This window comes from Emticicia soli (assembly GCF_037860775.1).
GTDB lineage: Bacteria > Bacteroidota > Bacteroidia > Cytophagales > Spirosomataceae > Emticicia > Emticicia soli.
The window spans coordinates 380,661-400,054 of the sequence record NZ_JBBEWC010000003.1; the positions used below are offsets into that span (position 1 = coordinate 380,661).

The 19,394-nt window shown below is 39.6% G+C and carries 14 protein-coding genes; 5 read left to right on the forward strand and 9 right to left on the reverse strand.

All coding sequences use genetic code 11. The features are described 5' to 3' along the window. Nucleotides 1-99: 99 nt before the first annotated feature. From WAE64_RS05100 to WAE64_RS05110, 3 genes are all read left to right on the forward strand, one after another. On the forward strand, nucleotides 100-990 hold the full coding sequence (locus WAE64_RS05100) for a helix-turn-helix domain-containing protein (protein ID WP_340235149.1): 891 nt from the start codon (nucleotides 100-102) through the stop codon (nucleotides 988-990). Nucleotides 991-1,121: 131 nt separating this feature from the next. Continuing rightward, on the forward strand, nucleotides 1,122-1,253 hold the full coding sequence (locus WAE64_RS05105) for a hypothetical protein (protein WP_340235150.1): 132 nt from the start codon (nucleotides 1,122-1,124) through the stop codon (nucleotides 1,251-1,253). Between the two features lie 53 nt (nucleotides 1,254-1,306). Beyond that, nucleotides 1,307-3,739: a TonB-dependent receptor gene (locus WAE64_RS05110; protein ID WP_340235151.1), complete on the forward strand. Its 2,433-nt coding sequence runs from the start codon at nucleotides 1,307-1,309 to the stop codon at nucleotides 3,737-3,739. 68 nt (nucleotides 3,740-3,807) lie between these two features. On the opposite strand, the gene WAE64_RS05115 is transcribed toward WAE64_RS05110, so the two are convergent. The 6 genes from WAE64_RS05115 to WAE64_RS05140 form a co-directional block, all read right to left on the reverse strand. After that, on the reverse strand, nucleotides 3,808-5,253 hold the full coding sequence (locus WAE64_RS05115; RefSeq protein ID WP_340235152.1) for an efflux transporter outer membrane subunit: 1,446 nt from the start codon (nucleotides 5,251-5,253) through the stop codon (nucleotides 3,808-3,810). Continuing rightward, on the reverse strand, nucleotides 5,240-8,392 hold the full coding sequence (locus WAE64_RS05120; protein WP_340235153.1) for an efflux RND transporter permease subunit: 3,153 nt from the start codon (nucleotides 8,390-8,392) through the stop codon (nucleotides 5,240-5,242). Before WAE64_RS05120 ends, WAE64_RS05115 begins: the two co-directional genes overlap by 14 nt. An 11-nt stretch (nucleotides 8,393-8,403) precedes the next feature. Further along, a complete protein-coding gene (locus WAE64_RS05125) occupies nucleotides 8,404-9,543 on the reverse strand; it encodes an efflux RND transporter periplasmic adaptor subunit (RefSeq protein WP_340235154.1) in 1,140 nt (379 codons plus the stop codon). A 270-nt stretch (nucleotides 9,544-9,813) separates the two neighbouring features. Further along, nucleotides 9,814-10,161, reverse strand: a complete 348-nt coding sequence (locus tag WAE64_RS05130; protein ID WP_340235155.1) for a hypothetical protein — start codon at nucleotides 10,159-10,161, stop codon at nucleotides 9,814-9,816. Nucleotides 10,162-10,385: 224 nt separating this feature from the next. After that, nucleotides 10,386-12,032, reverse strand: a complete 1,647-nt coding sequence (gene glgP / locus WAE64_RS05135) for an alpha-glucan family phosphorylase (RefSeq protein ID WP_340235156.1) — start codon at nucleotides 12,030-12,032, stop codon at nucleotides 10,386-10,388. 113 nt (nucleotides 12,033-12,145) lie between these two features. Then, a complete protein-coding gene (locus WAE64_RS05140; protein ID WP_340235157.1) occupies nucleotides 12,146-13,396 on the reverse strand; it encodes a glutamate-5-semialdehyde dehydrogenase in 1,251 nt (416 codons plus the stop codon). A gap of 102 nt (nucleotides 13,397-13,498) precedes the next feature. Between WAE64_RS05140 and WAE64_RS05145 the strand changes: the two genes are divergently transcribed. Continuing rightward, nucleotides 13,499-14,983 carry a DUF4301 family protein gene (locus tag WAE64_RS05145; protein WP_340235158.1) on the forward strand — a complete coding sequence of 495 codons (1,485 nt, stop codon included), beginning with the start codon at nucleotides 13,499-13,501 and terminating at the stop codon, nucleotides 14,981-14,983. A 4-nt stretch (nucleotides 14,984-14,987) separates the two neighbouring features. Then, the gene (locus WAE64_RS05150; RefSeq protein WP_340235159.1) at nucleotides 14,988-16,082 is read left to right on the forward strand and encodes a phosphotransferase family protein; all 1,095 of its coding nucleotides are present in this window, start codon (nucleotides 14,988-14,990) and stop codon (nucleotides 16,080-16,082) included. Between the two features lie 119 nt (nucleotides 16,083-16,201). Here WAE64_RS05150 and WAE64_RS05155 read toward each other — a convergent pair whose 3' ends face one another. From WAE64_RS05155 to WAE64_RS05165, 3 genes are all read right to left on the reverse strand, one after another. Next, nucleotides 16,202-17,299, reverse strand: coding sequence for an SO2930 family diheme c-type cytochrome (locus tag WAE64_RS05155; protein WP_340235160.1), 1,098 nt, complete (start codon nucleotides 17,297-17,299; stop codon nucleotides 16,202-16,204). Between the two features lie 14 nt (nucleotides 17,300-17,313). After that, nucleotides 17,314-18,495, reverse strand: a complete 1,182-nt coding sequence (locus WAE64_RS05160; RefSeq protein ID WP_340235161.1) for a parallel beta-helix domain-containing protein — start codon at nucleotides 18,493-18,495, stop codon at nucleotides 17,314-17,316. Nucleotides 18,496-18,778: 283 nt separating this feature from the next. Further along, nucleotides 18,779-19,357: a Crp/Fnr family transcriptional regulator gene (locus WAE64_RS05165; RefSeq protein WP_340235162.1), complete on the reverse strand. Its 579-nt coding sequence runs from the start codon at nucleotides 19,355-19,357 to the stop codon at nucleotides 18,779-18,781. Nucleotides 19,358-19,394 lie beyond the last annotated feature (37 nt).

Consider the following 19,394-nt stretch of genomic DNA (forward strand, 5'->3'; position numbering starts at 1 on the left):
GCTCTTCATAAAAAATAACCTTTTATCAAAAACTACCTGACTGAAAGGCAAAATAGGTTTTATTTTGAATAAAATTATGAAAAAGCTATTTTCAATTCAATGATTCACTTATTCAACGAACATAAAAACTCACTTGATGTTATCAGAATAAATCAGAATTCATTGATTTTTTCTTCGCTACGAGAATACTATCAGCCCGTGAAGGCAGAAGGATTTGCCATTAAATATGTGGTTGAAGGTGTAGAAAGATACAAGCTGAATGATAAAAACTACCCGATAGAGACCGGGAAATACCTGCTTACAAACGATACCTACGAAGGCAATGTTGAGGTTGAAGCCAACAAAAATGTAAAAGGCATTTGCATAAATGTTACGCCTGCTATTATTGCCGAAGTATTGGCAAGCCAACGCCGCCCCGATACTGCTTATACTGATAGCGAACTTGGACAATTTTTTATATCAAGTCATTTTTTAGAAAATCAGTACTCTGATACACAAACACAGGTAGGGCGTTTGTTGCGAAACTTAACAAGCAAAGTTTATCAGAACGAGTTAAGCAAGCAAGATGTAGTAAAAGAGTTTTTCTATACAATTTCAGAGAGAATCATTGAAGACCAGATTCCGGTTTTTAAGCAGTTACAGGCAATTCCGGGTATAAAACCAACTACAAAAAAAGACCTATACCGCAGGCTTCAACGAGGCAAAGAGTTTATTGATTCTTACTTCTCTAAGCCACTTTCCATCGATACCATTGCGCAAGAAGCCTGCATGTCAGAGTATCATTTTTTCAGGCTTTTCAAATTGGTTTTCGGTATTTCACCTAATCAATACCTTATCCAGAAACGCCTTGAATCTGGGCGGAATATTTTGTTACAAGACAGGTACTCTGTTTCAACGGCTGCCATCGAATCAGGCTTTTCGGATATTCATACTTTCAGCAAAGCTTTCAAAAAACACTTTGGGGTTGCTCCATCGCATTTTATTAAATGAAATACTCCCAAAAGCTAACCAAAATTAGCAGGATTTGACAAATCGCTTTGTTGTGTATCTTATATTTTTGAACTTGAAAGGCTTAACAGCTTTTGTGCATTTTTATACTTCTAACATGAACATTTAAAATTATGAAAAAAGACAATTTCATTAATTCTAAACTATTCAGATTCATGCTTCCGATTATTATCGTTGGTAGCATCATTTCAATTTTCAGAGCCGGATATGAAACGGGTCAATGGTTATATGTTATTTTCCGTTGATACTGCATTTTATCCACAGTTTTTACACCTAAATTAAGCATACACACAAAATTATGTTCAAAAAGCTATTTCTTTTACTATTAATTACAACTGTAGCCAAAGCACAAAACGGGACTATCAAAGGGCTTGTAAAGAGCGATAAAAACGAAGCAATTGTTGGCGCTACAGTTATTTTGCTAAAAGGCCAGAAGGAAAACATCCTAAAATCTTCGTTTACCGATGTAGATGGTAAGTTTGAATTTGAGAGCCTGAAATACGATACCCTCACTCTTGCCATCAGTTATGTAGGTATGGATAAGTACACATCGGCTAAAATCATCTTGAATGCGCAAAATTCCAATATTGATTTAGGAACAATTACGCTTGCAAGTAATGCTACCGAACTGCAAGAGGTGGCCGTAAAAGCCCAGAAAGCCTTTGTAGTACAGAAGATTGACCGCACGGTTGTAAATCCTGAAGCGTTGATAAGCAACGCCGGAGTTACTTCTCTTGAGGTGCTTGAAAAGGCGCCAGGTGTAAGTGTAGATGTAAACGGGAATATATCGTTAAGAGGAAAGGGTGGAGTAGTAGTGTTTGTTGATGACAAACCTACCTATCTGTCGGCCGCTGATTTGGCTAATTATCTGCGTACTATTCCATCATCAAGCATCGAGTCTATCGAGATTATGACGAACCCACCTGCTAAATATGATGCAGCAGGTAACTCGGGCGTGATAAATATCCGACTAAAGAAAAACATTGCCCGTGGTATGAACGGCGGCTTGAATCTGTCTTATGGGCAGGGGCGTTTTATGCGTACTAATAATAGTTTCAACTTTAATTATCGTATCAATAAGCTTAACTTCTTTACCAACGCCAGCGTAAACCAGAATAATAGCTATCAGGATTTAACGATTACCCGTAAGTATTTTACACCAGAAGGCCAGTTGAGTTCAACTTTTATTCAGAATTCTTACATCAGACCTTCTAACGGAAGCCGGAACCTGAGATTAGGACTTGATTATTACGTAACTAAGAAAACAACTTTGGGTTTTGCTTTAAGCGGATTTATTAATCCAGCTAGCCGCAATGTGAAAAATACAGCTACTATTCGTAACGGTCAGAATGAAATAACGGGTCTGGTAGATGCTTACAACCCAATGGATATTTTGTTTAAGAATGGTAGTGTGAATATTAATATGACTCACCAGTTTGATACGAAAGGAAAAGAAATATCGGTAAATGTGGATAACATTATGTATAGGTCTACAATCGAGCAAAGCTTAGAAAATAAGAATCTGAATCCTGACGGGAGTTTATTAAACAAAAGCATTCTGGAATCGAATCTGCCTTCTGATATTAGTATCAGAGCTGCAAAAATTGATTACATTAACCCACTTACCAAAGGAGGACGCATTGAAGCAGGAGCCAAAACCAGCTTTGTAAATACAGGGAATATTGCTGATTTTTATGATGTAGTTGACAACAAAAGAGAACCTAATTATACATTCTCGAATAATTTTCAGTACAAAGAAAACATCAATGCCGCTTATGTGAATTATTCAAGAGATTTCAAGAAGGTCTCAATTCAGGCTGGGCTGCGTCTTGAAAATACTAACATAGTAGGTAATCAGTTAGGAAATGTGGTAGTGAAAGACTCTTCATTCAAAAGAAACTATACTAACTTTTTTCCGACTTTTTATGCTCAATACAGGGTTGATACGGCATCAAAACATGTATTAGGGTTCTCATTAGGTCGCCGAATTGACCGCCCTAATTATAAAGATATGAATCCGTTTACGTATCCGATGGACAGATTTACGTATTACGGTGGCAACCCGTTCTTGCAACCTACATTCTCGTATAATGCCGAGCTATCTTATACCTACAAGAGTTTTCTAACTACAACTTTGCAGTATAGCGAGGCCAACAATGTGATTTCAGAAACCAACGAGCAACGAGGTAATATTTACTATAGTCGCCCGGGTAATTTTGCCAAGCAGGTTTCGTGCGGCGTAGAAATAAACGGCACTTTTCAGGTGAGCAAATGGTGGACAATTCAGTTGTACACGGCTTATCTTAATAACAGATTCAAAAGCCCTATCTATACCGAAACCCTCGACGATTCACGTTGGTATTGGGTAGTAGTGCCAACCAACCAGTTTATTATTAATAAAAAATGGAGCGCTGAGCTGGCAGGTTCTTATCAGACAAAACTACTATCAGGACAATTTTTAGTAATACCAATTGGTTCGGTGCGTGCAGGGGTATCAACAAAAATCATGAAAGATAAGGGAACGCTTAAGTTGAACGTAAACGATATATTTTATACCAATCAGGTTGGTGGCGACATCAGAAATATCAAAAATGCAGCCGCTAGTTGGTTCAGTTATCTTGATACACGTGTAATAACTATTTCGTTTTCATACAGATTCAACAAAGGCCAAAACCTGAAAGTGCGCCAGAATGGTGGTTCAGAAAGTGAGCAGAGACGTGTGAAAGCGTAGATTTTAAACAGATTATGTCAATAAATAAGAGAAGGCTGCTCAATCGAACAGCCTTCTCTTATTTTTTATTAAATCGCTGAGCGCCAACCGCCGCCTAATGCTCTGTAAAGCCCGATAACGGCATTGAATTGATTCTTTCTTAAATTAATTAATTCCATTTGCGCCTGTAAGGCGTTTTTCTGTGCCGTTACTACTTCAAGATAAGTTGCCCGTCCAAAGCGGAACAATTCAATCGAAGTATTGATTGAGCCTTTGAGCATATCTGCTTCTCTGGCTTTCAACTCGTGCATTTCGTTGGTATTTTCGATTCGGTTCAGATAATTGTAAACCTCTGTAAAGCTGTTTACGATAGTACGCTGATAGTTGGTATAAGCAATTTTTTGTTCGGCTTCTGTGGCCATCAGGTCGGCAATCAATTGTCGTCTGTTCAATAGCGGTGCAAACAATCCACCGGCTATGTTATAAGCAAACGAACCCGGATTAAACAACACGGCTGCTCTAAACGCCTGCAAACCCATAGAACCATTGATATTGAGCGATGGATAAAACGCTGCTTTTGCTGAATAGATATTGGCGTCAGCCGCTATCAGTTCAAATTCTGCTTGCTTAATATCCGGGCGGTTTTCTAACAACTGAGAAGGTACACCACTTGCCAGTTTAGGCGGAATGATGCTTTCCCAAGCTACGGTTTTGCGTGCAATAGGTTGGGGGAATCGGCCCATCAAGAAGTTGATTTTGTTTTCGTTCTCAATTATCTGTTGTTTTACCTCTACTTTTAAAGCTTGCGAACTAAGCAACTGGGCATTCATTAACTCAACTGCTAACTGGTTAGCTTGGCCTGCCTGTTTCATTACAGATACAATATCTAAAGCAGATTGTTGCAAGCGGATATTATCTTCCAGAATTCTCTGTTCGTTGTCTAATATCAGCAACTGGAAATAAGCATCGGCAATTTCAGAAACCAAAGAGGTTACTACCAGATTACGGCCATGTTCGCTGGCAATAAAACGAGCCGCTGCTGCTTTCTTTTTGTGTTTAAGTTTGCCCCAAAGGTCAACTTCCCACGACGATTGTAAACCTATAAAATAATCGGGTACGTTGGGTGAAGGGAGCTTTTGTTTATCATCCAGATTGGTAGAAAACTGCGTATCGTAGTTACCCACACCATCAATAGTATAATTACCGAATTTACGTTGTGCAGTAGCCACGCTAACGCCCAAATCAGGCATATCGATGCCTTGCGTAAAACGCACTCCTGCACGAGCGTACTCGATGTTCTGTATCGCTACCTGCAGGTCGAAATTGTTTTTTAGGGCTGTGTCAATTAAGGCCATCAGGTCAGGGTCTGCAAAGAAATCCTGCATGCTGGCTAATTGCGTGTTTGTAGTGTCGGTTGTAACATTAAACTTTTGTGGAATGGCAACAGACTTATTCTGCGGTAAATTGTATTTGATTTTGCAACCACCCAAAAAAATGAGACAGACAATGAAATAAATATATTTATGCTTCGACATACGCTTCTTCAGTGATTTTTTTCGTGTTTTTCTTTCGTTTAGATTTTCCTGCAAAAATGATATATAGCCCAGGAATGACGATAACGCCAAAGATGGTTCCGAACAACATACCCCCGGCAGCGGCAGAACCGATAGTGCGGTTACCAATAGCACCTGCACCTGATGCAAACATCAGCGGAATCAAACCTGCAACGAAAGCGAATGAGGTCATCAGAATAGGTCTGAAACGAGCTACTGCACCACCTATGGCTGCATCGAGCACCGACTTTCCTTCTTTTTGTTGAAGTACGGCAAACTCCACAATCAGGATAGCGTTTTTACCCAAGAGACCTATGAGCATTACCATTGCCACCTGAGCATAAATGTTGTTTTCCAACCCAAATAGGTAAAGGAAAAACAATGAACCAAATATACCTACTGGTAACGATAAGATAACAGGCAATGGGAGCATGAAACTTTCGTACTGTGCTGCTAAGAGCAGGTAAACGAATAGGAGACAGATAATAAAAATATACACTACCTGGTCTCCTGAAAGAACCTCTTCACGTGTCATACCCGACCACTCATAAGTATAGCCTTTAGGTAGTTTCTCTTTGGCAACTTCTTGAATAGCTCTGATGGCATCACCACTACTGTAACCTTTAGCGGCATCTCCGTTAAGCATAGCCGAAAAATACATATTATAACGTGTTAGCTGCTCGGGGCCATATACACGTTCAATCTTACTGAATATAGCATAAGGCACCATTTCTCCGTTTTTGTTTTTGATACGAAGTTTCATGATGTCTTCCGGTTGTGCACGATACTTAGGGTCAGCCTGTATCATTACCTTATACATTTGCCCAAACAAAATAAAGTTAGTAGCATAAAAACTACCAATAAGCGATTGCAGATTACTCATGGCAGCATCAACAGAAATTCCTTTTTTAGCGGCCATATCCTGGTCAACGTGAATCAGGTATTGAGGGAAGTTAGGATTGAAACTCGAAAACACTTCCTTGATTTCAGGGCGTTTTCTGAGTTCTTCCATAAATTCATCGGCTACTGTTGCAATGCGTTGTAAGTTACCTGAACCGGTTTTGTCTAACAAACGAACCTCAAAACCACTGGCATTACCAAAACCCGGCACGGCCGGAGGCGGGAAAAACTGTATGTCGGCCCCTTTGATATGCTTGGTTTTTTCGTTCATCTGCGCAATAATATCATTGGCAGTAGCCTTACGGTCTTTCCATGCTTTCAGGTTAATGGTACTCATACCAAACGAAGCACCCACACCGTCGGTCATCATACTAAAGCCTGATAAGCTAGAGATAGATTCTACTTCCGGTAGTTTTTGTGCTATTCGGTCAATTTCGTTCATCACCTCTTCTGTACGCTCAAGCGTAGCGCCTACGGGTGTAGTTACGTTGGCGTAGATAGTCCCTTGGTCTTCGGTAGGAATGAAACTGGTAGGTAAAACTTTACCTACACCCCAAGTACCAAAACAGAAAGCACCAAGCACAAGTACAGTTACCAAACGACGGTTGGCAATAATGCCTAACAAACGCTTGTATCTATCAGATAATTTATCATAACCTTGGTTAAACTTATCGAAGAATCGGGTTAGTAAGTTGCTTTTCTTGGTTTCGGTATGCGGATTCTTAAGCATCAAGGCACATAAGGCTGGTGTAAGGGTTAAGGCGTTAACCCCTGAAATAACGATGGAAATCGCCATCGTGACGGAGAACTGCCTATAAAATACCCCAACCGGACCAGATAAGAACGCTACGGGTACAAATACCGCCGACATTACGAGGGTAATGGCAATAATGGCACTACTAATTTCACCTATCGATTCAATGGTTGCTTCTTTTGGCCCAAGATGTTTCTCTTCCATTTTGGCATGCACGCCCTCTACAACCACAATGGCATTATCTACCACAATACCAATTGCCAATACAAGGGCAAATAATGTAAGTAGGTTGATAGAGAAGCCAAACAACTGCATAAAAGCAAATGTGCCGACCAACGAAACAGGTACCGCTAACACCGGAATAAGTGTAGAGCGGAAATCTTGCAGAAATAAGAATACTACTATGGCAACTAATATAAAGGCCTCTATAAGGGTTTTGATTACCTCATGAATAGAGGCATCTAAGAAACGAGATACGTCATAACTAACTGTGTAAGTCATGCCGGGTGGGAAAGTGGTTTCTTTCAGAAAGTCCAAGCGGGTTTTTATGTTTTCAATTACTTCGCTGGCATTTGAACCCGGTCTTTGTTTCAACACAATGGCGGCCGAAGGCTTTCCATTTTCTTTCGATAGTACGTCGTAATCGAGTGATCCAAATTCTAAATCAGCTACATCTTTCAGACGAAGCAACTCGCCATTGTCGGATACTTTGATGACAATGTTTTCGTATTGCTCTTTCTGAGTCATTTTACCAGTGTAGCGCAATACATATTGTAAGGATTGTGGCTGGCGGCCAGAGCTTTCGCCGACTTTACCTGGAGCAGCCTCTACGTTTTGTGCCTTTAAGGCTTGAATAACATCTTCGGCTGAAATCTCGTAGGCATCCAATCTGGCTGGTTTTAACCATACACGCATGGCGTACTCACGAGAACCCATAATATCAACAAAACCTACACCATCAATACGTTTTAGCTCGGCTAAAACGTTGATGTCGGCAAAGTTATAAATGAATTTTTCGTCGAGAGAAGTATCTTCACTAATTAGGTTGATGTACATCAACATACTATTTACTTCTTTCTCGGTCGATACCCCTGCTTTGATAACCTCCTCTGGGAGCTCATCGAGTACGGTTGTAACCCTGTTCTGAACGTTTACTGCCGCAACGTCAGGGTCGGTACCTACCTGAAAGTAAACCTGAATGATACTCGTTCCGTCGTTACCAGAAACCGAGTTCATGTAGGTCATGCCGGGCACACCATTAATCGCTCTTTCAAGCGGCATAACAACCGCCTTTGCACAAACTTCGGCATTGGCACCTGTGTACTTGGTAATAACTGAAACGGCCGGAGGGGCGATGTCGGGATACTGGGTGATGGGCAAACCAATCATAGCCAACACCCCAAGTAGTACTATAAAGATGGATATAACCAACGATAGTACCGGTCGGTTGATAAAATTTGTAAACATGTTAATGAGGGTTATTTAGAAGTACTGTTGGCCGCTAATTCTTTAGATATTTCGTTCATTTCTATGAATTGAGGTTCTACAGTCATACCATCTTTAATATTCTGAATGCCTTCATAGATAATCTTATCATCAGGCGATAAGCCTGATTCTATGATATAAAAATGCGGCATACGGCTATTGGTAGTAATAGGTTTAGTTTTAACTTTATTACTTTTGTCGATTACATAGACATACATTTTGTCTTGTACCTCAAAAGTAGCTTTTTGCGGAATAATCAAGGCGTTTTTGTATTTTCTTAACAAACGCACCCTGCCACTGGCACCGTGTTTCAGAATTTTATCAGGATTACTGAATCTGGCACGGAACGCAATGTTACCTGTACTCTGCTCTATCTCGCCTTCGGTAGTTTCAATTTGCCCTTTAAAAGGATGCTCTTCACCATTGGCTAATATCAGAGTTACGTTTTTAGATTGCTCGGCATTGGTCTTTAAATTAGAAGCATAGTTCAGGTATTCTTTTTCTGAAACATCGAAATACGCAAATACTTCATCGTTTTTAGAAATACTTGTCAATAGTGTACCATCTTCAATCAAACTTCCGGTTTTGTTCGGAATCCTGTTTACAATGCCACTAAATGGTGCCTTAACCTGTGTATAAGTAAGCTGTATTTTGGCAAAAGATTCGTTGGCTTGTGCTTCTTCAACTTTTGCTTTAGCTAAGTCAACCTTGTTTTTTGCCATTTCAAGCTCGGTGTTCGAAACTACGTTTTTATCTACCAATTGCTTTACATTTTTCAGGTCTAGTTCAGCCGCTTTTAGCTCTGTAATAACGCTTTTCAAAACAGCCGCAGCCTTAATCACATTTTCTTTCAACTCAGGGTTATTGACTGTAAACAACAACTGCCCTTGTTTTACATATTTACCTTCGTCTATGTAAATATGATCCAAATATCCTTTTACACGTGCCCTGATTTCGACATTCTGAACGGCATTGATTTCGGCCACGTAGTCGATAGGCAATGTGGTATCGATGGCAATAGGTGAAGTTACCGGAAATTTTTCCGTTTCCTGTACTTTGTCTTTTCCGTCGTCTTTAGAGCAGGAAGATGCCACAAGTACAAGCATCGATAGTGAAAACGTAAGATTTTTCATAAGTTTCTTTGGTGATTCATAATTTATATATACTCTCATATACTTAAAATAAATTTATTGTTAATAAATCGCTTCTCCAAGCGAATCTTTGAAAGTCCAATTTCTTTATTGGAATCGTACAATGATATATAAAGCAATAGCCCGGCAAGGGTTTTTGCCTTAAAAAAATCATTATGATTAATGTGAGAAGCTAGCTAAGTGAGTTTTAAAAATGGCAATTTTTGCTGCAAAAATTACTTTGCAACAAACACTACAAATTGTAAAAAACACTTAAACGAGCAAAAACAATTGCTCGGGTGGGGGAGTGTTAAGACCTAAATATACTTCATGTATATTGGTGGTAAAAGAAATAGCTTCTTTACAAAGGGTGAGCTCAATAAGTACAGGTTTGAACATATTTGACATAATACATTCTTCTGCTGAATCAGTACTGAGCGATGTTGTTTCCAAAGAACAGCTATCCTCTAAGCTAATATCTAAACACTGCTCTGATTCATCTGCTGCTAAGTCATAAATTCGGATACCTTCATTAAGAAATTGCCTGCAAATAAAAGAGAACATCAGTATTAATAAAACACACACTTTTGTGCATATTTCTTTCTTATTAACTGATACCATGTTTTTCTACTAGAAATAGGATAATACAAATATAAGTATAAACAACTTAAGTTTAGAGAAGGGTTCAACTAAATAGCGAATTTTCTCTATCAAACAGCATATTTACTCGACCAAATTATTAGACGTATATAAGTGACGAAATTAAAATGATGTTAAAATTGCCTAAAAAAGAGATTAAAATATTTTAAATAATTCTTAAGTAGAAAATTAAAATAGTCTAAATATCAATACACTTTCTCATAATATTCGGTAGCCATTCGATCCGAATCAAAGAAAGCATTTACGTCGTTCATGCTTTGTAATACGGTGCTTTGCCAATCGGCTGGGCGGTCGTAATACATAGGTAGAATTTTTTGCTCCAACGCATCCATCAGATTATTTATATCCGTATTGTCTCTGTCCCATTCGGGGTAGTTTGGCGCTACGGGTACTACAAATGAGTTTTGCTCGGTAGCAAACTCACAAATCCATCCATCAAACGTCGAAAAGTTAAGAGCGGCATTCATAGCGGCTGTCATGCCACTGGTGCCCGATGCTTCTCTGGTTACAATCGGGGTATTTAACCACACATCAGCACCATCTTTCATGGTTTTTGACAGTGCCAGCTCATAGCCTGTCAGTACGGCCATATTCGGAAACAAATGGCTCAAGTAATATAACTGATTAAAATTGCTAATGGCACCTTCATCAAAAGGATAAGGCTTACCTGCCCAGATAAACTGTATTGGGTAACGCGTGTTGCGCATAAGCCTTTCAAATCGTTCTCTGTCTCTTGTCAGTAGGTCGGGGCGTTTATAGGCAGCAAAACGTCTTGCCCAAACAATTGTCAGCACATCGGGGCTAAACAATTTGCCACATTGGTCGGCTACTGTCTTGAATAGTACTTTTTTAAGTTCTTTTTTGCGTGCAGTAATCTTTTTTGTGTCAGATTTCCTGCGTGCTTTTTCTAATTCTTCATCGGCCCAATACAAATTATTCTGTGCATTGGTTACGTGAGTAATGGGGCACACGCCCGAATGCCCATTCCACATTGTACGAGACACATCGCCATGTAATTTTGAAACGGCATTGGCAATTTTACTGAAACGTAGGGCAACAAGCGAATGATTAAAGATATTATCTTTAATGCCCGTTATCTTGCGGATTTCTGTCAGCGGAATATCATTAAAGAAGTTCATGCTTTCAAGCAGGTTAATATCGTGCTTGTCGTTGCCGGCTTCTTCGGGTGTATGCGTAGTAAATACTAAGTGTTTTTTTATCTCGGCCAGTTTACCAAATTTCTTATATAAATGAAACACACCCGATACAGCGTGTGCTTCGTTGAAGTGATAAATATCCGGCTGGTAATTCAGTTCGTCTAGCAATTTCATGCCTCCAAGCCCAAGTATCATGCATTGTGCAATTTTTGTTGAAGCATCTTTATCATATAAATGATAGGAGAGCGAGCGAGCCCAGTTGTCGTTTCCTTCAGTATCACTTGTCAGAAAAAACATGGGTACAGAGCCGAATGTCTGTGGCGGCAGGAAATATGCTGCAATCCAGACCGGACGATTCTGGATAGTAAGCTGAAAACGGATACCTGTGTCTTTAACAAAACTATATATTTTCTCACGAAACTGTACTGCCATGCTATTGTCGGCATTGCGGGTTTGGTCATAATAACCGTATTTCCACAACATACCTATGCCAATTAAGTTTTGTTTTAATTGGTAGGCACTCCTCATGTGTGAGCCTGCCAAAAAACCAAGCCCGCCCGAATAAGTTTTAAGTGATTGGTCTATGGCAAATTCCATAGAGAAATAAACAACAGATTTTTTGAATTTTGGAGCGAAAGTATAGGGATGAGCAAATTGCTCAGGCAAGTTCTTCATAAATAATCACAAGTTTGTGTGGACAAATTAATAATATTTTACCTATTTATTCATTTATAACGAGTATCAATCTGTTTTTGTCTTTTATTTATAAAGAAATTTATTGCAAATGCTTACCACCTAACTTGTCCGCTACCTGTTACTACCCACTTTTCTGTAACTAATTTCTCTAAGGCAAATGGCCCTCGTGCGTGGAGTTTCTGGGTAGAAATGCCGATTTCGGCGCCTAAACCAAACTGCCCGCCATCAGTAAAACGTGTAGAGGCATTGTGGTAAACAGCCGCCGCATCAACTTCTGATAAAAACTGGTTTGCTAGTGTTTCATTTTCAGTAATGATAGCTTCTGAATGCCTTGATGAATATGCTTGAATATGCGCAAGGGCTTCGGTAATGCCACTTACGGTTTTGATTGAGATTTTATAATCTAGCCATTCTTTACCAAAATCTTCTGCTTGTGCTTCGTGTAGTTTTTCGTAACCTGCTTGTTTGAAAACCGCATAGGCTGGTGCATCGGCATATACTTCTACATTCCATTTGTTGAAATCTTCAATCAGGAGTGGTAAGAAATCTGCTAAGATAGCCTCATCAACAATGGCGCAATCAAGCGAATTGCAAACCGATGGGCGAGAAACTCGTGCATTCACAACAATGGCCTTTGCTTTAGCTAAATCGGCAGTTTTTTCTATATAGGTATGTACTACCCCCGCACCTGTTTCAATAGTAGGAATCAGGGAGTTCTGGCGTACATATTGTATGAGCGAATCGGAACCTCTCGGAATAATAATGTCTACAAAACGGGTAGCTTTCAATAGCTCTTCTGTAAACTTGCGGTCGGTTGGTAATAGCAATACAGCATCTTTAGCTACACCGGCTTCTGCTAAAGCCTGATGAATTAAACTTACCAGACACTGATTAGAAAAATTAGCCTCTTTGCCACCTTTTAATACACAGGCATTGCCTGAGCGCAAGCATAGCGAAGCAACATCAATAGTTACATTTGGGCGTGACTCATAAATTACGCCAACAACACCCATAGGTACGGCTATCTTTTTTATCGTCAGCCCGTTCTCAAGTTTACTGTCGAGCAGTATTTGTCCGGTTGGGTCGGGTAGTAGAGCAACTTCTCTCAACGAATCGGCTAAGCCCTGAATACGGCTTTCATTCAATAAAAGGCGGTCATATTTGGGGTCGGTTTTATCCATCAGGTCTAAATCTTTTTTATTTTCGACCATAATCTGGTTTTTTGACTGCTCGATAAGTACTGCTAATCGATTCAATAATTGACTTTTTTGTGTGTCAGATAAATTTCTGATACCTGCCGATGCCTGTTGCGTAGCTTGAAGGAGAGAAAGAATGCTATTCATGAATTTCGTAATAAATCAACCCAAAGTATTGCCTTAAGTATAAATTTTTGTAAAATTACATCGCAATAATCACAATCAAAAGTATAAATACCAACAAGTGATATGTTCATCGAAAAAGACCTTGACAAAATAAAACTACGTGGCGCAAGCCTGGAAACGATTCAGCAACAGATAGAAAACTTTAAAAAAGGTTTTCCGTATCTGAACGTAATAAAAGCTGCTACCATTGGCGATGGCATTATCGCACTTTCTGACTCACAAGCAGGTAAATATGCTAAATACTTTGATGCAAAAGCACCAAAACTGAAACTCTTAAAGTTTGTGCCTGCTTCAGGAGCGGCCACTCGTATGTTTAAATCTTTGTTCTCTGCCAAAGATGAGGGCAAACTTGATAAATCGGTTAATGAATTTCTGGAACGCCTCAAAGATTTTGCTTTTTATGATAAACTTGTAAAAGCCATAGGTACAGAATCAGCCGATTATCAGACTGTTTTAGAATACCTGCTTACCGACAAAGGGCTTGAGTATGGTACTTTGCCTAAAGGCTTGTTACATTTTCATAAATATGGCAAGATTGCTCGCACACCTGTAGAAGAACACTTGGTAGAAGGCGCAAAATATGCCAATAGCAATGGTAAAGTAAAATTACATTTTACGGTATCGCCTGAGCACCGTAAGAAATTCAAAGCCTTGATTGATTCGGTTCTTCCAAAATATGAAGCTAAATATGAGGTAAAATATAGCATCAGTTTTTCGGAGCAAAAGCCATCAACTGATACCATTGCGGTAAATATTGATAATACACCTTTCCGCACCGGTAATGATGAACTACTCTTCCGTCCGGCAGGGCATGGTGCTTTGCTTGAAAACCTGAATGAACAAGAGGCCGATATTATCTTCATTAAAAACGTAGATAACGTAGTGCCTGACCGCCTTAAAAAGAAAACCATCTTGTATAAAAAGGCATTGGCTGGCTTACTATTAGATTATCAGGAGAAGATATTCTCGTATCTTACCAAATTGTATAATGATGAAGTAGACGAAAAACTACTGAAAGAAATACTGAATTTATTGGAAACCAAACTTTGTACGCTGCCTCCTGATGGCTTTGCGAGTTACTCGGTTGATGCACAAATGGATTATTGTAAACGCAAACTCAACCGTCCGATTCGCCTGTGTGGTATGGTGAAAAATGTTGGTGAGCCGGGTGGTGGGCCATTCTGGGCAAAAGACCCTGACAGCTCAGTATCGTTGCAAGTAGTAGAGTCGGCACAGATTGATTTACAAAATGCGCAGCAAAAAGAGATTTTTGATAAAGCAACGCACTTCAATCCGGTTGATTTGATATGCTCAGTAAAAGATTATAAAGGCAATAAGTTCAATCTACTGAACTACCGTGACCCAATGACTGGCTTTATTACACAAAAATCGCAGAGTGGTAAAGACCTGAAAGCACAAGAGTTGCCGGGTTTGTGGAATGGTGCGATGTCAGACTGGAACACGCTTTTTGTAGAGGTGCCACTTATTACCTTTAATCCTGTTAAAACGGTTAATGATTTATTGAGGAACGAGCACCAACCTGCCTGAGCCTATGACTTCTATTAAAATAGATTCTGCATCAAGTGTAAGGCAGGGCGAAGAAATAGATTTGGTAAAGCTGAACGATTTTATGCGTTCGGCTTTACCTGACTTTGAACCAATTACCGAAATTGCGCAGTTTCCGGGCGGATATTCTAATCTTACTTATTTGCTTAAAACAGCTAGCCGAGCTTATGTATTACGCCGCCCCCCTTTTGGTGCTAAAGACATTAAAGGTGGGCACGATATGGGGCGGGAGTTCAAGATTCTGAAAGCCCTGCAAACCAGTGGCTACAGCAAAATACCGAAACCTGTTATATATACCGAAGACGAAGCCGTAATGGGCTGCCCGTTTTATGTGATGCAACGGGTAGAGGGTGTTATTCTCAGAGCAAAAGATGCGCCTAAACTACTGAACAATGTAAGCCCTGAAATGATGCGGAAAATGTCAGAAGCACTGTGCGATAATCTTGTAGCACTACACGCAATTGATATTGAAGCAAGTAATGGGCAACAACCCGCATTAATTAACATAGGCAAACCCGAAGGCTATATTCAAAGGCAGGTAGAAGGATGGTATAAACGCTATCTGGCCTCGCAGACAGACGAGATTCCGGCTATGGATAATCTGGCTAGCTGGCTAAAAGCAAATTTACCTGTTGAAGGTACGCCAACGCTGATTCATAACGATTACAAGTATGATAATCTGGTATTGAATGCCAACGACTGGGCTGATATTCTGGCTGTTTTAGATTGGGAAATGACAACCGTCGGCGACCCATTGATGGACCTTGGTACAACTTTGTCTTATTGGGCCGAAGCCAACGATGGACTATTCGAGAAAGGCTTTAACCTTTCGTGGTTGCCAGGTAACCTCAGCAGGCAGGAATTTGCCGAACGATATGCTCAAAAAAGCGGGCGTGATGTGTCAAATATACTCTATTTCTATGTATTTGGGCTGTTTAAGAATTCGGTTGTAATTCAACAGATATATGGCCGATACAAAAAAGGCTTAACAAAAGATGAGCGCTTTGCTGATTTGATTTTCGGTGTAAAAGCCTTATCGAAAAAAGGTGTAAAGTCGGTTGAAAGTGAGAAAATGTTATAGTAGAAGTAAAGCCATAAGGCTTCCTGAATTTAGGAAGAAAAAAGAACCTTCTGATTAAATCTGTGAATCACTACAAGCACAAATTTTCACCAGAAGGTTTTTTTATATTCACAATACTATCAAGGCTTTTGTATTTGTTTAATCCATTCTTTTACGAGTTCAATACCTTCTTTATGGGCAGTTTTTCTGCCTACTTCCGGCATCATTTCACCCGGGTCAACCGATTCTATACGGTAAAGCAAAATTGATTCTTCGGGTTTACCCGGTACAATATCAAACTTTTTATTGCCTGAACCTCTCCCTGCCGCTACCGGAGTTTTGAGAATACCAAACGCCAGCGGGTCTGCCTCATGAATGCTTAGGTTTAAGCCCGATGTTTGCGCAGGGCCACCTAAACGATGGCAATGTGCACAATTAATATCAAGCCAGATACGAGCTCTTTCGTCAATGCTCCCTGTTTCGGGTTTGTTCCATACAGGGGCTTTGGGTACTTGCTCAATGGCAGGCAAATCTTGCAAAATGCCCATCTTTTGCCAAGCAACAAGCTGGTTTTCGCTGCCTTGGTTTATTCCCCATGCGCTATAATAACCATTCAGTTGTCGGGCTGACGGGCCAATTGGGCGCATTTGCTCATTCAGGTTGTGGCAACCTTTGCACTGATTCAGGTTTGGAACGCTGTATTCGTGTTTTTTCTTTTTGCCGTTCAGGTCTATATAGCTCACCTGTGTGGTTTCGCCTGCAACTTCCAGATAGGCTTCTGTTTGCTCCTCATTCCATACATAGGCAAGCGCTTTCCAACCTTCAGCTTCATGAATCAACAAGCGGGTTTCCATTATTCTACGACCTTTTGCTGTATTTCTGAAATCGTTGGGGTAATAAAAGGTTTTAATAAGGGTGGTTCCTACCGGAAAATCCAACACTTCTTTAGCATTATATACTGCTTTTGTGCCCTCAGGTAATTTTACAAAGCGGAGTTTTTCGGCATAATCGCTGAAAAGCGGTGTATTCAGCGAATAAGGCGTTACGCCGTTAGCAGGTTTTTGCTCGGCTATATTTCCGTCAAAAAAATTATATTCCGAGAGCTTTTCCTTGGGCGCAGTTGCTTGATATTCTTGCTTTTTCTCTTGCTGATTAAAAGAAGACAAAACAAAAATGCCTAAGGCTATCAATAATAATATGAATCTTTGCATCGAAAATATCAGGTCACAGAATGTCATTCTGTGTTACGTTTTTAATCAATTTTTGCCATTTTCAGGCTTTCAAGGCTGCAATCATGTGCTGAGGCATCACGAGATACATTCTTGAAATTATGTTCTACATCCAGGTTGGCAAATGATGCATTCTTGTTGTTTTTTATACACAGCACTTTCTCAGGTTTTTTAGTATCAACAATACCGTCCCACTGAATGTGCGGTACATTCTTGCCAAAGCGTAGCTTAAACTTATACATCTGCCCGAAACGCCCTTTGCCAGTAGCTTTAACGTTCTCACGTTCAAAAACATTATCATGAATATTAATAGCCACAGGATACGGATAATAAGAAGGGTCTTTGATAGGGTTTTCTGTAGTAAAATAACTGATAATACCTGTACTTACTGACTTGTTGTTGATAATTTGATTATCGAAGATTTCTACATTGTTAGCCGCCAGAATTAAAATACCTGTTCCGTCTGGCACTTTGCCTACTATATTGCCTTTTGGTGCAAAATTAGGCAGGTTGTTATGGTGAATGTTGTTTTTAAACACACGGGTATAACCGCCTTTTTTCAGTACTAAGTCGGGTAGGTCAAAAACCAGAATGCCTCCGGTGTTTCCGGTTGCTTCGTTTTCATATACATCGGCATTCAACGAGTTTTCAATTTCAATACCTGCCACATTCTGAAAGGCTCTTGATTTACGCACAATAATATCTTTCGACTGCCCAACGTATATACCAGCGTCAGAAGCGCCAATGGCTTCGCAACCTTCAATTAAAACTTTTTCACATTGTACGGGATAAAGGCCATAAGAACCATTTTCTTTTTTCGGGCCGCCTGTCCATTCGGTTTTTACATTTCTGAACGTAATGCCTGTTACATTCATGGTTTTAACGGCATCACCCTTGCTATCCTGTACAGTCAGGTCTTCAATAGTGATATTTTCGGCGTTTGAGACGCGAATCCCCTCAGCTCCTTCGGTTTGGCCTTTGAATGATAAAATAGTTTTGTCTTTGCCTTTGCCTTTGATAGTGATATTTTTCTTGCCTTCCATAGAAAGGCTGGCAGAAAAAGTAAAAGAACCTTCATCAAGCTCAATAGTAGAGCCGTTTTCGGCCATGATAAACTGCGTCTGAATGCGTTTTTGTACATCTTTCTGTGCAAAACTTGCAGCGCTAATCAATAAAAAACTGATAAAAAGAGAGGTTTTTTTCATATAGGTAATAGGATTGAATGAACAGATTTCAAATCTGCTAGATTTTATTGAGATAAGTGTTTGATAAATGTCAAATAATTTACTTCTACAACCTGATTTTATTGTTAATAATCAGCCGTTTAGTAAAATTGTTAACCATTCAATAAAAGTATCGAATAAATTGAAAACTGATGATGTAAACTTTGCAATATTGAGGGTACCAGTCATAAGTTGTTGTAATACTTATTGCGATTAATTTTAGATGTGGGGTGTTTCCGATAGCAGGTTTACTTCTGTGAACCTGCTATTTTTGTCCACGTACCCTGCTCAGGGTTTCTAGTTTAATCCCCAGAAATGAGGCGAGGTATTTTAGCGGAATACGTTGAACTAACTCGGGCTTATGCTGTAAAATGTATTCGTAGCGTTGCTTGGCCGATAGGGTTTGGAGAATAATTTTTATTTCGTCAATCTGCACCAGGTATTGCTCGGCAAGCAGGCGGCCTAATCGCTCTATTTCATGAAACTCGTTAAAAAGCTTTTGTATATCTTCCTGTCTGATTACAATGGTCTCGGTATCTTCTAAAGCCTGAATATTGGTTAAACTTGGTTTTAGAGAAAAGAAACTATAGGTAGAAACTGCAATAGCATTTTCTATACCAAACCATGTGTTTATCTCATTGGCGTGGGCATCTTCAAAATATTCACGCACACAGCCCGACATAATTATGAATAATTCGTTTGAAATATCTCCTTGTTTTACCAGGTAATCTTTTTTTACAAAACTTTTGTGATTTAAAAAAGGTGCAAGTGCTTCGAGGCTTTCCTGCGAAAGTGGATAGATTTGCTGAATAAAATGGAGATACTTGTTTAACCCAGGAAGCATAAGAAAGAAATAGCTAATACAATATTAAGAGAAAAGT

What these genes read in the sequence shown, in the direction of transcription:
- WAE64_RS05100 (WP_340235149.1), top strand. Translation starts at nt 100, where the DNA reads ATGATTCACTTATTCAACGAACATAAAAACTCACTTGATGTTATCAGA.
- WAE64_RS05105 (WP_340235150.1), top strand. Translation starts at nt 1,122, where the DNA reads ATGAAAAAAGACAATTTCATTAATTCTAAACTATTCAGATTCATGCTT.
- WAE64_RS05110 (WP_340235151.1), top strand. Translation starts at nt 1,307, where the DNA reads ATGTTCAAAAAGCTATTTCTTTTACTATTAATTACAACTGTAGCCAAA.
- WAE64_RS05115 (WP_340235152.1), bottom strand. Translation starts at nt 5,253, where the DNA reads ATGTCGAAGCATAAATATATTTATTTCATTGTCTGTCTCATTTTTTTG.
- WAE64_RS05120 (WP_340235153.1), bottom strand. Translation starts at nt 8,392, where the DNA reads ATGTTTACAAATTTTATCAACCGACCGGTACTATCGTTGGTTATATCC.
- WAE64_RS05125 (WP_340235154.1), bottom strand. Translation starts at nt 9,543, where the DNA reads ATGAAAAATCTTACGTTTTCACTATCGATGCTTGTACTTGTGGCATCT.
- WAE64_RS05130 (WP_340235155.1), bottom strand. Translation starts at nt 10,161, where the DNA reads ATGGTATCAGTTAATAAGAAAGAAATATGCACAAAAGTGTGTGTTTTA.
- glgP (WP_340235156.1), bottom strand. Translation starts at nt 12,032, where the DNA reads ATGAAGAACTTGCCTGAGCAATTTGCTCATCCCTATACTTTCGCTCCA.
- WAE64_RS05140 (WP_340235157.1), bottom strand. Translation starts at nt 13,396, where the DNA reads ATGAATAGCATTCTTTCTCTCCTTCAAGCTACGCAACAGGCATCGGCA.
- WAE64_RS05145 (WP_340235158.1), top strand. Translation starts at nt 13,499, where the DNA reads ATGTTCATCGAAAAAGACCTTGACAAAATAAAACTACGTGGCGCAAGC.
- WAE64_RS05150 (WP_340235159.1), top strand. Translation starts at nt 14,988, where the DNA reads ATGACTTCTATTAAAATAGATTCTGCATCAAGTGTAAGGCAGGGCGAA.
- WAE64_RS05155 (WP_340235160.1), bottom strand. Translation starts at nt 17,299, where the DNA reads ATGACATTCTGTGACCTGATATTTTCGATGCAAAGATTCATATTATTA.
- WAE64_RS05160 (WP_340235161.1), bottom strand. Translation starts at nt 18,495, where the DNA reads ATGAAAAAAACCTCTCTTTTTATCAGTTTTTTATTGATTAGCGCTGCA.
- WAE64_RS05165 (WP_340235162.1), bottom strand. Translation starts at nt 19,357, where the DNA reads ATGCTTCCTGGGTTAAACAAGTATCTCCATTTTATTCAGCAAATCTAT.